At 55.6% G+C, this 13,605-nt stretch carries 10 protein-coding genes; all 10 read right to left on the bottom strand.

The window, feature by feature from the left end:
* Positions 1 to 95 precede the first annotated feature (95 nt).
* Positions 96 to 2,483: a UvrD-helicase domain-containing protein gene (locus tag KUF73_RS31680; RefSeq protein ID WP_371135448.1), complete on the bottom strand. Its 2,388-nt coding sequence runs from the start codon at positions 2,481 to 2,483 to the stop codon at positions 96 to 98.
* Positions 2,480 to 4,735 (bottom strand): AAA family ATPase, encoded by a 2,256-nt coding sequence (locus KUF73_RS11410; RefSeq protein WP_218438143.1) that lies wholly within the window; start codon positions 4,733 to 4,735, stop codon positions 2,480 to 2,482. Before KUF73_RS11410 ends, KUF73_RS31680 begins: the two co-directional genes overlap by 4 nt.
* A gap of 182 nt (positions 4,736 to 4,917) precedes the next feature.
* Positions 4,918 to 5,679, bottom strand: coding sequence for a TetR/AcrR family transcriptional regulator (locus KUF73_RS11405; RefSeq protein ID WP_218438142.1), 762 nt, complete (start codon positions 5,677 to 5,679; stop codon positions 4,918 to 4,920).
* A 111-nt stretch (positions 5,680 to 5,790) separates the two neighbouring features.
* Positions 5,791 to 6,717, bottom strand: a complete 927-nt coding sequence (locus KUF73_RS11400) for a transporter (protein WP_218438141.1) — start codon at positions 6,715 to 6,717, stop codon at positions 5,791 to 5,793.
* 202 nt (positions 6,718 to 6,919) lie between these two features.
* Complete coding sequence (locus KUF73_RS11395; RefSeq protein WP_218438140.1) at positions 6,920 to 7,654, bottom strand: SDR family NAD(P)-dependent oxidoreductase; 735 nt, start codon at positions 7,652 to 7,654, stop codon at positions 6,920 to 6,922.
* A gap of 155 nt (positions 7,655 to 7,809) precedes the next feature.
* Positions 7,810 to 9,177: an MFS transporter gene (locus tag KUF73_RS11390; RefSeq protein ID WP_218438139.1), complete on the bottom strand. Its 1,368-nt coding sequence runs from the start codon at positions 9,175 to 9,177 to the stop codon at positions 7,810 to 7,812.
* Positions 9,178 to 9,267: 90 nt separating this feature from the next.
* Entirely contained in the window at positions 9,268 to 10,419 is a 1,152-nt protein-coding gene (locus tag KUF73_RS11385; RefSeq protein ID WP_218438138.1) for an FAD-dependent monooxygenase, read from the bottom strand.
* Entirely contained in the window at positions 10,416 to 10,901 is a 486-nt protein-coding gene (locus tag KUF73_RS11380; RefSeq protein ID WP_256345577.1) for a thioesterase family protein, read from the bottom strand. Before KUF73_RS11380 ends, KUF73_RS11385 begins: the two co-directional genes overlap by 4 nt.
* On the bottom strand, positions 10,898 to 12,565 hold the full coding sequence (locus tag KUF73_RS11375) for an AMP-binding protein (protein ID WP_218438137.1): 1,668 nt from the start codon (positions 12,563 to 12,565) through the stop codon (positions 10,898 to 10,900). Before KUF73_RS11375 ends, KUF73_RS11380 begins: the two co-directional genes overlap by 4 nt.
* Positions 12,566 to 12,695: 130 nt before the next feature.
* On the bottom strand, positions 12,696 to 13,586 hold the full coding sequence (locus KUF73_RS11370) for a VOC family protein (RefSeq protein WP_218438136.1): 891 nt from the start codon (positions 13,584 to 13,586) through the stop codon (positions 12,696 to 12,698).
* Positions 13,587 to 13,605 lie beyond the last annotated feature (19 nt).

Genomic DNA, 13,605 nt, shown 5'->3' with positions numbered 1-13,605 from the left:
GGCACTTCTTTTTGCAATCGGATTACTCCGCCCCCTGCTCCTTGCACGAGCGCTTTCTCGTCAGCGCTGTGTAAGTTGGAGACGTAAGTCGTCGGCTATTCCTCTTCTGAACCGCTCGATTGATTAGCCAATTTGGTCCAGTCCGACGTGAAGGTGACAACGATGCCGGTTGCGTTACAGGTAAGAGAGAATTCTGCATTCAAGGTAATGTTCAAATCATCGCCGCGAATCCCCTGCCACTGAGCCAGGTACCGCAAAGAACCAAACTTTTGCTTTTTCTTTGTTACTCGAGAAACCCCGCCTTTCCAGTTCAGCATGGGCAGAGTCCCAGCTTTGCATTGCGCCACCAAATGAGGGTCTTTACGGGCCAGGCTGCGGCCAATTTCCCAGCATTTGATCAGCCCTCGATCGTTCGCCTCCCAAATCTGCTCACGGCTCAGGCCTGTTCGATCAGACTCGGAGAAAGATCGGTGCAGCACAAATGCTGCAGGCACCATCAGTTCTGCTATGTCTGCGGTTTTGACACCTGGAATCTCATCTGGAACGGCTTTGATCTCTGACGCCGTGAACCAGCCACCTGCTTTGATTTCCTCAAGTGCCCGCTGAGGATTTGATGACCAGAGCACCAGAGCAAGACTTTCGCGTGCTCGGCTGCAGGTGACGTACAACAAGCGTAATGTGCGGTCAATGGAGGTTTCCTTGTTGCTCTTTACGTTCCCTATGTCGGTGGCATTCAAGGGCTCCGCCCTGAACACCTTGTCATATGAGAATAAGGAGCCCGCGGCCTCCTGATCATCCATTACAACCAATACATGCTCGAACTCGGATCCCTTAACTACCTGATGAGTCGACAGATTGGAGTTCCCTTCCAAGTAATTCCGATAACGTCCAACTTCACACCAACGCGCCTTGAATAAAGCGTGCCAACCACGTCGTTTTCTGTCTTCGGAAGCTTCGGTGGTACCACGGCCAGGTGCTTCAGGAGGAGGACCAGTGTCTCGAAAGGCTGCGGCAAGCCGATCATCTATCTTGAACAATTCAGCGCTGATAATTGGTTCAAGGATTTCCCTTACGGTAGCTTCGGTTTTGGCACATAGAACTGCGAACTGCTTAACCGCATTGCTCAGCTTTGCCAGCTGTTCTTTCTGGGTTTCGGTGTCCGTTGATAGCTCACGTAGTCGATCAAATTGGTGGAGTACCTCAATGACGGAGAACTCATCGATATCCCGTTGATCATCAAAGCAAGCTGCAAGTGTCATGGCTTCGCGTAGCAGTATTCGCACCGCCGCAGGTCCAGTGTTTTCCCCACTTCCTTGCGGGGAAGTAGAGTCTGGATCTATGAGCAAAAGCGCATTGAAGACATCAAGAAAGCCACCGCGTCGGGCAGCAAGCTTGTGCTCAAGAGCCAACACCTGATAGCCGCGACGTGGGTTACACCATTCGCGATGGCTTGAAACCTCAGCCATCTCCTCAGCGCAACGAGCTTCCCCTCGAATCTTTTCGTCCGCGGACAGATTTGTGTCGCCCACGAATATACGTACTGTTCCAGCATTCTTTTCTGTTCGTGGATGCTGTCTAACTCCCGTAGTCGGTTGTGTTCGACCATCCATTTCGGTTTCCCAAATCTGGTTGATTAAGTCCACAATTCGCTTTTGGCTTCGGTGATTCATCTGCAATGCCGGGCGAGCCCATTCATTGGGGATCAAGCCGGGCAAGTCTTGATGGCCATCAAGGTAAATGCGCTGACGGTGATCACCGAGAAACCCCAGGGCAAGCATTTTTGGGGTTTCTTCAGCTATCCTCAAAAGGGCACCAAGCATACCCTTCATGGTGTCTTGGGATTCGTCGATCAGAATCACTGGATGTCGATCAGCCAATACACGCCTTAGGGTCGGACGCTCCGCAAGCAGCCATTCCGCTATGGCAATAACCTGAGCATGTTGCAGGGCTCCTTCGCCATACGTGTTACGGTCTGGGTGATAGATAAACCGGGGAATAGTTTTGATAGTTTCGGCTTTCTCTTGGAGCTCCTGGATCGTACGCTCGTCCTTAGGTGTTGGCCCTCGCGCGCGCCCTGCAGCAGTCTGTTTTGCCTCCTCTAGACCCTGCGCATTGATGCCAAGCATTGCTTCTCGGATATCGTCGTCGAATCCAGCAATCAGACTCCAGCAGAAACCATGAATGGTGGATACAGTCGTAAGGTCGTTCTCTCCAAGCCGACCGTTAATCACGGCAACCGCATTTCTGGTGTAGGTAATTACACGGATTGATTGCCCATGAGACCGAAGTTGAGCGGCAAATCGAGCTCCAGAATCGTGAGGCTCAACACCAGTAAGCCGGCGTAGGGTCTCAACAAGTGTTCGTGTTTTACCAGAACCGGCGCCCGCGAACAGAAAGAAGCTGCGAGGCTGTATTGAGGCCAGGTAACCGGTGATCTCATCGACGACCCCCGCATCCCTATCATTTCCCTCCTGCAGCGTCATGGCTGTTCCCCTGTCGGGGCGGGAGTTAGCTCCGCCTCGAGCCATGCGAGTGCGTCGGCGATATAGCTCGGACACGTAAGCGGCTCACCTAAAGACAGGTGTTCAAATAGCGTTGCAGCGAAATCACCTTTGTTGAACGAACCGCGGAGCATTTTGTGTAGGTTCTCGTTCAAAACCTTGGGATCGGAATGTTCCTTAGCTTCGCGTGCAGCTCTTCCAAGAGCTCCCTTCGCGTCGTTTTTGGATTTGAACCAGTCAAGATTGGAGAGGATGAAGGAGTCTTCGAAAGAACTTGGCCACGGGCCGTCAGCCGGGACCGGGACCTGCCAGGCAAACAAAACTCGACTGCCTTTTGGGCTGGTCCAAACTTTCTTATCTTGAGCGAGTTGGGCATAGCCCGAAAAGTCTGTCAGCTGAGGATGCCATTGAGTTAGGGTGTCATTCCCCGACAAAAGTGCTGCTGAATCGGAGATCGCCGTCGCAACCCAGATTGTCTTACCTTTTTCACTTTTCGCTTCACTGACGGGATCAATGTCCGTGATCACCAGTGTGGGGATACCCAGTCTCTCTACAAGTGGTTTGAGCCTATGGGCATGACTGCCGCCAACCCCGAGGAAGGATAAGTAACGGCTATTTAACTCCTGATAGTCGCGCTCGATGAAAAACGGCACGAGCATCCGCTCAGCTGTCCCTTCAACGAAGATTGCGGCATCGGCAAAGAGCAGATCGGTATGCTGTACTTGGAAATATCTCTCTGCAAACGTACGTGTATCGGTGTCGGTGCCGAAGGCATCGGCCAAGTTGATTACCTCAGCGCTGGGCATTTCACCAGGTGTAATAGCCTGGACACGACGAACATATCGGAGTCGATTGAAGCTTCCAGCGTGGGCCATGTGACTTGAATGGGTGCTGAGCAAAATCTGGCTGGACAGGTGAACGTCAGTAGTTTCCTTGGGAGTAATTAGCTCAAGGGCTCTTTTGGGGAAAATTCGCTGAACCTGAACATGAAGATGCGCTTCTGGCTCCTCTATAAGCACAAGATGCACCGCTGCTGGTGCTCCCTTTTCGGGTGCCAGCCGGGTCTCACGGAAGGACACCAATTGGTAACTGAGGGACTGGAGATTCTGATAGCCAAGGCCGATCGCATGCTCAGGAAGGAACTCATTGGGCTGGCCATCTAGCCGGTACTGAACAGCGGTGCTGTGATCGAGCAAATCCGCCGTTTGGATACGTGTCCGGAAGTGGATCTCCTGCGGGTCATGAAGGCCTGGGTAACCTAGCTTCCTGACATCCTTGATCGATGGTTCCAGGGCTGTTCGAATCTTTTCATCGAGAGCGCCCTGGGCGTTGGCAACCGCCAAAACCAATTCCGGGTGATGTCCAGCGCCAGGAGTAGAGCTGTTCAGATGTCGGCGGGCATACTGGAGCATCTGGTTCGAGAACAGCCCAACACGGTGCGGGTCGGATCCGGGTCGTGCATCAGCCTCCTCGGAGCCAAGACCTCGCTGTGCGGCAATAAAATTGACCTTAATTAACGGAGCGAGGTGCACGCGTTCGATTGGCATCGCGTGGGTGGATAGTGCCTGCGGCTTGCCTGGAGGATTTGCTGATAGCGGTCCTTTTGCCGGATCCAGGCGATACAAAACAACGTGGCTCAGATCTCCAGGAAATCGTAGCCAGTAATCCAGCAGGTCCGTTGGCCACGGCCTCGCAGCTGCATCCAAGGTCCGAATGAGTTGGCGGGCTTCACGGTAGCGCCAAGCGAGCTTCTGTAAGTCATCAATGCTGGATGCGGGCTCTAGACGTAAACGGATACCAACCGGCCCTCCTGCCCACTGGAGAGAGGGCAGGAAAGGACAAACGATATGGTATGCGCCAGGCTGCACATTGAACCAGAGGTCCAGAGTTGGCATAGCCCCCAAAAGGTCCTGCAGGTACTGATCCCATACCTGTACGCCGGCCTCCCCCAGACTAGGGGGCTCATCCAGAGCTTCCCAAGCCTCACCGAGCTTACGGAGCTTCGACCACTGATCAACACTCAGGTCGAACGCGCCGAATGCAGGCGAATCCGCGAGGAATTTTCTTAAGGCCAGTAAGATGGAAGTCTTTCCGCTGTTATTCGCCCCCACGAGAATCGTGGTTTCAGGATCAATCTTGACCTCAACTGCCCCTAATCGGCGAAAGCGATTTATCTCAACACATGCGAGGCGCACATTTGGGGTAAGAGAAGTTTTTTTTCCTTCGGCGGGCATAAAAATTCTTCCTTGAATACAGCATCATGAGGAGGCGCTCAGTACGTACCGAGCTGGGCATGGGTAGCTTTTATTCCTGGCACCGTCCGGATGTTGGCTGACTGAAGCCAATGCCACAAGCGAGCGATTCTCTTGGGTCTTAACTACCTCTGAAACCCTTTCAGATTTTGGCTAACAGTGGTTCATTCAGCGACAATCATGCCTTCAAGGCGGTCGATGTCTTCGCGCAATAAACCGATCATCTGTGCAATGCCGCCCGCCCCTGACGCATCGCGTCCGGCTACCAGGCCCTCAAGCGCAATCGCCGTCAACTGGCTGGAGAGCTGCTCAGGGGTCAAGTCGCTGGTCTTTTCGCCATGGGGGTACCAGAAAGCCACCCAATTACAGACGCCCAAAAGTGAAAATGCCGCCATTTCGTCGTTCACGGCGCGACAGGATCCTTCGCGGATCGACTGCGCCACCAAATCGGTCAATGCAGCCAAGGTGCGCTTACGAGCAGTTCGGTATTGCTTGGCCAATGCCTCCGGAAACGCGCCTTCACTGGTCAGCAGTAAACGAAATCGCTGCGGATGCTGGGCCACCTTGCATGCCATGTTGGTCACACCTTCGCGCAATCGGTCCATTGCGCTCGCGCTATCCTCACTGGCTAAACGCTCTAGATCCCGCGCAGTTTCCAACGTGAATCCACGCACCAGCGTCTCGAGCATTTCATCCTTGCCCTTTACGTAGTGGTAGATGCCGGTGCGCGTCAAGCCAACGGCTTCGGCCAGCTCCTGAAGCGAAGTGCCCGCTACCCCCTTCTGCGCAAACAGGCGTTCAGCGGCTTCCATCAACTGGTTCATCACCAGCTCGTAACGGGCCGGAGCTTTAGTTTTTGTGGTATTGGACATGAGGTGCGGTAGATCCCATTCAAAGTAGCCGAAGAATGCCAGCGCCAGCGGCACAGGACAAGATCGGTGATGTCTGCTGCGCACCTATTGGCGAACGCAGCAGACAGTTTTTAGAGTTTCCAGCCGCAATTCAGTGATATCACCTACCTGGCGCCAAGATGCTCTTCAAAATACTTGCATTAACCGAACATTTATTCGGTCACTCTCCTTGAAGCCATTTTCTACGCTGAGATCCTGACCGTAGTTGATCATAATTTGAGTTTTTGGTGTGGGTGACCAAGCTGCACCAAATGTGTACTTGCTGGTATTCGTCCGGTCATGTTGGCGAACGCCCTCCAATCGGGTTTCGCCAACCCATGATTCGGAATAGCCCACACGAAGATCTAACGACGGCGTCAGGTTATAACGAACATAAGCCTGAGTTTGATAGAGATTGGACTGGCGCATAGTCTCCCCGTCGGGAGTGGCATCATCGTTAGGTCCACACCAGGTGACATCCGTATACAAATCGAACCACCACTTATCACCAAGGCCTTGCATGAATCCGACATTCACTGCGGCTTTCCAGCGGTTCTCACCCAAATTCAGCGGGTCATTGCGATCGTAGTTTCCCGTCGGCACATACAGCACAGGGGTGATACCAAAATAAGTGCGTTGCTGCGGTTGCTCGACTAACCAGACTGTAGCAAGCAGCATCAAATCCCCGATTCCATTAGCCTCCCCAAGGTCAGATGAATCACGCTTGCCCTTGAATTGACCAAAAGGTAATAGAAACTGAGGGTCGACGGTAAAACGCCCGAGTTTCCTAAAATGTACGGCGCGCAATATTCCAATGTCGGAATCGAGTCTGGGATTTCCCGATTGTTTATGTCCGTCTTTATAGAACTCACCCCGCTCAACATGCTGGTAATAGACGAGCCCCAGATCAGTCCCTGCCGGCATCGGCGTCAGGTCGCCGGCATCAACGTCAATGGCACGTGCATTACCTGTTACAAGCATATTGATACAACTAGCGAGCCATACTGCGATCAAAAACTGGGCACACAAGCGCTTGCCCCTGCAATTGAGGGGGGTGGCAGAAACGTGATTCATTGCATTACCTTCCGTTTTTTGTTTTTGTTTGGAAAGGCTGCCCGGCAGAGCAGCACAATGTAGCGTCGCTCTTACTTTTTATTCGAATGAGTTGGAACAGATACCGCTGTGACCTTCACTGGAAATAACTGCTCCTGGCAACTAACAAGCAGGTATTAACTCAGCCAACCCACTCAGATCTCAGAAGGCACAGCGGACGTTTTTAGAGCGTCCAGCCGCCGTCGATGGCAATTTCAGCGCCAGTGATGAAGGCACTCTCATTGCTGGCTAAAAATGCAACCAAGGCTGCAATTTCTTCGGGAGTGCCTTGACGCTTGAGTGGTGTTAGCAACGTTCCGGCATCATTACTCTCGTCACTATTGGCCTTGAGCATCTCGGTGCTGACGTATCCCGGATGAACCGAGTTAACCCGGATTTGGTGTTCAGCAAACTCATTGGCTGCGACTTTGGTCATGCCTCGTACTGCCCATTTGGTGCTGCCATAGGCTACGGTCGCCGCCGAACCTCGCAGCCCAACCACCGATGAAATGTTGATAATCGATCCACCGCCGCGTCGCTTGAGGGGTTCGACGGCATACTTCATGCCCAGCAACACACCGAGCTGATTGACGCGGAACATTTTCTCCATCAGTTCGGTATCCGTTTCGGCGATCGTAGCCGGTCGGTAAATCCCGGCGTTATTCACCAGAACATCGCAGCCACCAAAGGTCTGTTCGACCTGGCTGAACAGTTCGCGCCATGAACTTTCACTGGACACATCGTGGTGAATGAAAATGGCGCGCTCGCCCAGGCTCGCGGCGAGGGCCTTACCGTCATCGGTGAGCACATCACTGACCACGACATTCGCGCCTTCCAGGTGAAACCTTCGAACCTCCGCCGCGCCCTGCCCTCGTGCCGAGCCGGTCACTACCACTGTCTTGCCTTTGAATCGAGTCATGGGTGTGTCTCCCTTTCTTGTTGTTTTCACGTCGATTGACTGCCTTTTGGCAGGCGCGGCAGATCCGTCGTCGGGTTTGCCGGGTGCAAGGTTCCCCTGCCAGGCTCGTCGAGCGGACAGACTGGAATCAGTTCAAGATTGAAGAAGGCTGGTTTTCAGGCGGCGGAAGCAGGCCTGACCGTATCCGCAGAAGGAGTGCGCAACACAGGTCCTGGCAAGCCCCCTCTGGACCAGAACAGAAGGCTGGCCACCATAGCCAGCAGCGCTGGGATAGCGGCCGCCAGCAACATCGATTGCGGGCTCCAGCCCAGACGCATCAACTCGCCACCGATCACCGGTCCGAAGATCGATCCCAGTCGCCCGATGCCCAGCGCCCATCCTGCCCCGGTTGAACGCATTTGCGCCGGATAGAACACGGTGGCCAGTGCATTGAGTGCGCTTTGTCCGCCAAGAACACAGAAGCCGGCGATGGCGATGACAACGCAGGCGCTAACCATCGACGTCGCCACTTGGCCTAACGTGGCGATCGCCATTGCGGCGACCGCGAACATGCAGACGATGACCGGCCCAAAGCCGCGGCGATCGACGAACCAACCCAAGACAAGATTGCCGACGATACCGCCCGTCCACAGCAACGTGCCAGCGAGTACCGCCGATGAAGCATCGTGCCCGGCATCGCGCATGATCACGGGCAGCCAACTGGCGAGAAAATAAGCGCCCAACAAGTTCATGAACAGGATGATCCACAGCATCGCCGTGCCTAAGCCTCGCGAGTCACGAATCAGGTCAAGCATTGACGAGCGCTTGCCGAGCGGCGCGTCCCTAACTTTCAAGTGAGCATCGTCCAGACTGAGTGTGCTATCGATGCGGCACAACCACTGTTTGACACGGCTCAGCTTACGCTGGCGGATCACCAGGAACTGGATCGATTCCGGCATCAGAATCAGCATGAAAATCGCCAGCAGCAAAGGCGCAACGGCTCCGACCAGAAAGACAGATTGCCAACCCAGCGGTTCGATCATCATCACTGCCAGGGTCCCGCCCAGCGCGCCACCGACCACGAACCCGCAGGAAGTCAGCATCATCAAGGTGACACGGTTGCGCGCTGGGCTGAACTCACCGGCCATGGCCATGGCATTGGGCACGATGGCGCCCATACAGAAACCGGCGAGAAAACGAAGGACCAGCAAATCGCGAACGCTATCGGCCGTCGCCGTAGCTGCCATGCCGGCGCTCAAACCGAGCAGAGCAATGATCAGAATCAGGCGTCGCCCAAAGCGGTCGGCAAGAATCCCCGCCAAGGGAGCGCCCAAAGCCATCCCGACCAGTCCCGCACCGAACACCGGTCCAAGGTCCGACTTATTGATACCCCACTGTTGAATGACGGTTGGAGCGACATAGCCCATGGCCTGAACGTCGAACCCGTCAATGATCATGCACAACCCGCACATCACCAGCACCAGCACTTGCAAACGACTCAGCCGGCTGTTGTCGATAACCTCACCTACGTCGATCGTGTTCATGATTGGCTCCATCAAGCATTGTTTGTTGTTGTTATTGATTGATACGCGTCGACCACCTCGTCGAAGGTGGACGACGCTACTGCCTTGAGTTCAACCGGCTTCGCCCTGCAGCGCCGGAACGCGTTTTTCCACGGCTGCGATGAAGTGCGGGTCGCGCTGGCGCAAATCATCATGGGAAACCTGGCCGGTACGCCCCATGTAGTCATAAGCAAAGCTGACCGGGTCCAGATGCAACTTGTCGGCGACGTTTTCGTACCAGTCCAGACTACGTGCCGCTGCGGATTGGAAGCTTGTGGAGGCGCCGCGCCGAGCTGACTCGAACAGAGTGAATGCCGCGCGCACATCGGCTGGATGTTCGACCAGCGCGCGATGCAACGCGATGGCGTCTTGCATGGCCATGCGCGTTCCCGAGCCCAGGGAGAAATGCACAGTGCGCAGGGCGTCGCCCAGCAGGACTACATTGTCGTGAGTCCAGCGTTCGTTACGCACGACGTTGGCTTCGAACCACAGGGAGCGGTTGCTCAACAATTCGTTGCCACCCAGGTCGGCGGCGAAAATCTCACCACAAATCCTCCGGCTCTCCTCCTCACTGGCGTGCTCCAGACCGGCCCGCTGCCAGGTCTCGGGGTCGACTTCCACTAGAAAGGTGCTCAACTGCGGGCTGTACTGATAACTGTGGGCAATGAACACACCGTATTCACTCTCACGGAAAATCAGTGACACCGGATGGAAGCGTTGCCGAGTGCCGTACCAGGCGAACTTGTTGCGCCGACCCTCGAAGCTCGGCTTGAAGTGGTCGGCGTAATGGGTGCGAACACGGCTGTTGGTGCCATCAGCCGCAACCAGAATATCGACCTGGCTTGCCAGGGTGTCGAAGTCTTCGATGCGCTGGCCGTAATTGACCTGAACACCGGCACGCTCACAAGCGTTCTGCAGGGTATGCAGCATGTCGATCCGCGAGGTCCGGGAAAAATGATTGCCGTGGACCTGCACATGCGTATCGCGATGTACGATTTCGAGAAAATCGCAGGCCACGTGGTGCGCGATGAATTCCTTGTGAAACTCCGGATCCGCCTCCGCAAACGCTGCTAGCCCGACATCGGAAAACACCACGCCCCAGCCGTAAGTTGCATCGCGGGAATTCTGCTCGTAGACCACGATGTCATGACGCGGGTTATGTTTTTTCGCCAGAAGTGCGAAGTAAAGGCCGGCAGGACCGCCACCGACGATTGCAATTTTCATGAGGACACCTCGGAACCAGGCGCTTTGAGCACCTGTGCGTGATTACTCTGGTAGCTCAGCAGGGCTTCGCGGAACACGTCCGGGATTACGATGCCTTTGCGTTCATCCCGGGCGATGCACACAGGGGTGTGAGTGGCGATGAATACGATGTCACCGGTCTGAGTGCGCGCGGTCAACGTCAGCACGAAACTGCGGCTACGAACTTCGCTGACCTCCACTTCGGTATCGAACTCGTCGTCCGGGCGCATTGATCCACGAAAATCGAAGGCCAATGCCCGTGTCGGCGTACCGAAGCCATGGTGCTGTTTGGCATGCTGCGGAGACATGCCCAGTAGCTGTTCGTAGAACAACTCGGCAGTGGAGATCACGTACTCGCCGAACACCGGTGTGTAAACCACGCCAGCCGGATCGCAATCGCCCCACTTCACCCGGCGCCGAACAATGAACGGCACCTGGCTGATCACTGCTTCCGTGGTATTCATGATGCTCGGGCCTCTTCAAGTGTCATGCGTTCAGCCAGAACACGCTTGAGCGCAGGTTTGTCCAGTTTTCCGACCTTGGTCACCGGGAACACGTCGATCAGTTCGATGCGCTCTGGAGATTTGAACTTGGCCAGGCCCTGCCCTACCAGGAAGTCGCTGAGTCCCTTGAGATCCGGCAACACTGCGCCGGTGCGCGGGATGATAAAGATGCAGCCCTTCTCGCCGTAGATCGGATCGGGCATCGCCACCAATTTCGCGTCGGCAATCGCCGGATGGCGACAAACAAAGCTTTCCACTTCTTCACAGCCGATCTTTTCGCCACCGCGATTGACGTTATCGCGCAGGCGACCTTCGAAGGTGTAGTGAGTCATCCCGTCGACCACATGGGCGGTCATCATGTCGCCCGAGCGGTAGAAACCGTCCGAGGTGAATGCACCGTGATTGGCGGCCGGATCATCGAAATAACCGTTCAGGGTCGAGGGTCCGCGGAAGCACAACTCGCCCATCTGACCGGGCCCGACAGGCTGTTCACTGTCGGGATCGAGCAGCCGCAGTTCGTCGTAGACGCAGCCCGAAGACCCCTGAGTCTGATGCCGCACGTACTCCGGCGCATCGGGGGCTGCGCCGAACAACAGGCCCTCGGTCAGGCCGTAGAGGTTGGAACATGGCACGTTCAGATGAGCTTCGAGAATCTCCGAGCGGCTCATGGTGGCGAACATCTTTAGCGAGCTCAGGTCGTGCTTGTTCACCTCCTGATAGGCCAGCAATTGTGGGGCAACCGGGCCGATGGACAACGCGTGGGTCACCTCGTGCCGCTCGATCAGATCGAGCATCAACGGAATATCGACCCGAGACATCAGAATGGTGGTCATGCCAAACAACAGCGGCGGCAGCAATGCATAGAGCTGCCCGGCGTTATGCAACAGCGGCAAAGACCAGATGACCTTGCTTTGCTCATCGACCTGATACAACTTGGCCAAGTCCCGAGAGTGACCCAAGTACTCGGCGTGAAAACGCGGAATGATTTTTGGCGTCCCGGTGGTCCCACCGGACAACTGGAAGCTCAAGACGTCCTCACTGCCCAGTTTCACTCGCGCAAGACGTTGACGGGCGAAGTTCAGCGGCATGTCGGCAATCAGCGATTCGACGTTGGCAAGTCCGCCGAGTTGTCCGCGGACCACAATCAGGTGCTTGAGGGTGCTGCTCTGGGCCAGCATGCCACGAGCGAATGCCACCAGATCGTCACGACCGAAATCCGCTTGAACGAAGTAACCCCGGGCCGACGCTTTATTGGCCAGTTGACCGATTTCGACTTCGCGGTGTTGGGGCAACGAACACACAGGAACGATACCGGCCTTGAAGCAAGCCATGAGCACGATCACGGTTTGCAATGATGTGCCAAGCTGGAAGATTGCCCGGTCACCGGTGTTCAGGCCCATCTCCAACAGGGCTGCACCTAGCCGTTCGCTGTGCTCGTCCAGTTCGGCAAACGTCAGGCTGGCGTCGTCGCAAATGAACGCAATACGATCAGGGTGACGCGCGGCAGTTTCACGAAGGACCTGGCCGACGGTCGCGTCGACCCAGGCATCGTTGGCAAAATATTCAGCGGCACGTTGCGCCACTGGATAAACCACCCCGGCGATGGGGCTGTGTATACCTTTCATTACTTCTTGCCTCCTGCTCCGGAAAACGATCCCGGCGCGGTTACTTATTTTTATGCAAGTGCACGGTGTTCAGGGCATTTTTTGGACGGTTGCTTACATGTCAGCTGTGCAACTCGATGTCCCGTTTTTCTCAGTTCGCCAGGGCTGGTGCGATCCTTACGAGATCCCGATCCAGTATCTCGATAGTGCCGTGAACCCCACCGGTGAACAGCCCGTACCAGATAGCCGGTTTCACTCCCAGCACGCTTCGGCGAAACTCGATGGGCGCTTCGGCATCGATACGGTCATAACCGGTCATCGGTACTACCCGGCAATCACTGCGGTTAGCCGCGTCTTTGACGATCGATGAGAACTCCTCAACCTGCGGGATATACAACCGAATCGGTGCACTGCCGCTGCCGCTGCGGGCGTCAATCAGTTGGGCCTTGCGCGCCCATACCTCGTCGATTTCAGTGACCCGGCGACCTTCGTTCCGAGCCTTGTCTTCAGCGTCCAGCGCGGCCTGCAAGGTCAGCAAACCGTCACTGGCGTCCAGTGCACCCAACGCGCGCAACTTGCGGGTGAACTCGATGAAGTACCCATTGGGGTCACGCACATAGATCGATTCGATCACTTCGTGGCGGGTTTCCACAGAGACGTTCAAACCCTGGGCTTCCAGTCGCTGTTTCCAGGCCTGCAACTCACCTTCGCTCTGGACTTCCCACGCAGTGTGGGTAGCGTCGAATACATGGTCGTCCGGCGCCGGGCGCATTTCGCTGCGGCCTTCAAGTGCGTCCGGCTGATCCGAACCCAAATAGTAGAAAAAGGCGATCGTGCTGCCTTTGCCACTGTCGAAGAAAAAGTGCAGGAAGTCAGGGTGGGTATCTGGGCCCCAACCTCTTGCAGAAATCACATGAATCAATGGCAAGCCTAGCTTGTCGCGATAGAACTCGATGGTTTCTCGCAGCTTCCAGGTCGGACGCGCGGTGTGGTCGACACCATGCAGCTGTAACGTGACGGGTGTGGGTTCCAATGCGGTCATGGACGCCTCCAGCGTGGAT

It is taken from the genome of Pseudomonas sp. PD9R (assembly GCF_019200975.1).
GTDB lineage: Bacteria > Pseudomonadota > Gammaproteobacteria > Pseudomonadales > Pseudomonadaceae > Aquipseudomonas.
This window is presented reverse-complemented; position numbering and strand designations above follow the sequence as displayed.

Excerpts from the sequence above, each read along its gene's own strand:
- KUF73_RS11400 (WP_218438141.1), bottom strand. The coding sequence starts at position 6,717 with ATGAATCACGTTTCTGCCACCCCCCTCAATTGCAGGGGCAAGCGCTTG.
- KUF73_RS11390 (WP_218438139.1), bottom strand. The coding sequence starts at position 9,177 with ATGAACACGATCGACGTAGGTGAGGTTATCGACAACAGCCGGCTGAGT.
- KUF73_RS11410 (WP_218438143.1), bottom strand. The coding sequence starts at position 4,735 with ATGCCCGCCGAAGGAAAAAAAACTTCTCTTACCCCAAATGTGCGCCTC.
- KUF73_RS31680 (WP_371135448.1), bottom strand. The coding sequence starts at position 2,483 with ATGACGCTGCAGGAGGGAAATGATAGGGATGCGGGGGTCGTCGATGAG.
- KUF73_RS11385 (WP_218438138.1), bottom strand. The coding sequence starts at position 10,419 with ATGAAAATTGCAATCGTCGGTGGCGGTCCTGCCGGCCTTTACTTCGCA.
- KUF73_RS11395 (WP_218438140.1), bottom strand. The coding sequence starts at position 7,654 with ATGACTCGATTCAAAGGCAAGACAGTGGTAGTGACCGGCTCGGCACGA.
- KUF73_RS11370 (WP_218438136.1), bottom strand. The coding sequence starts at position 13,586 with ATGACCGCATTGGAACCCACACCCGTCACGTTACAGCTGCATGGTGTC.
- KUF73_RS11380 (WP_256345577.1), bottom strand. The coding sequence starts at position 10,901 with ATGAATACCACGGAAGCAGTGATCAGCCAGGTGCCGTTCATTGTTCGG.
- KUF73_RS11375 (WP_218438137.1), bottom strand. The coding sequence starts at position 12,565 with ATGAAAGGTATACACAGCCCCATCGCCGGGGTGGTTTATCCAGTGGCG.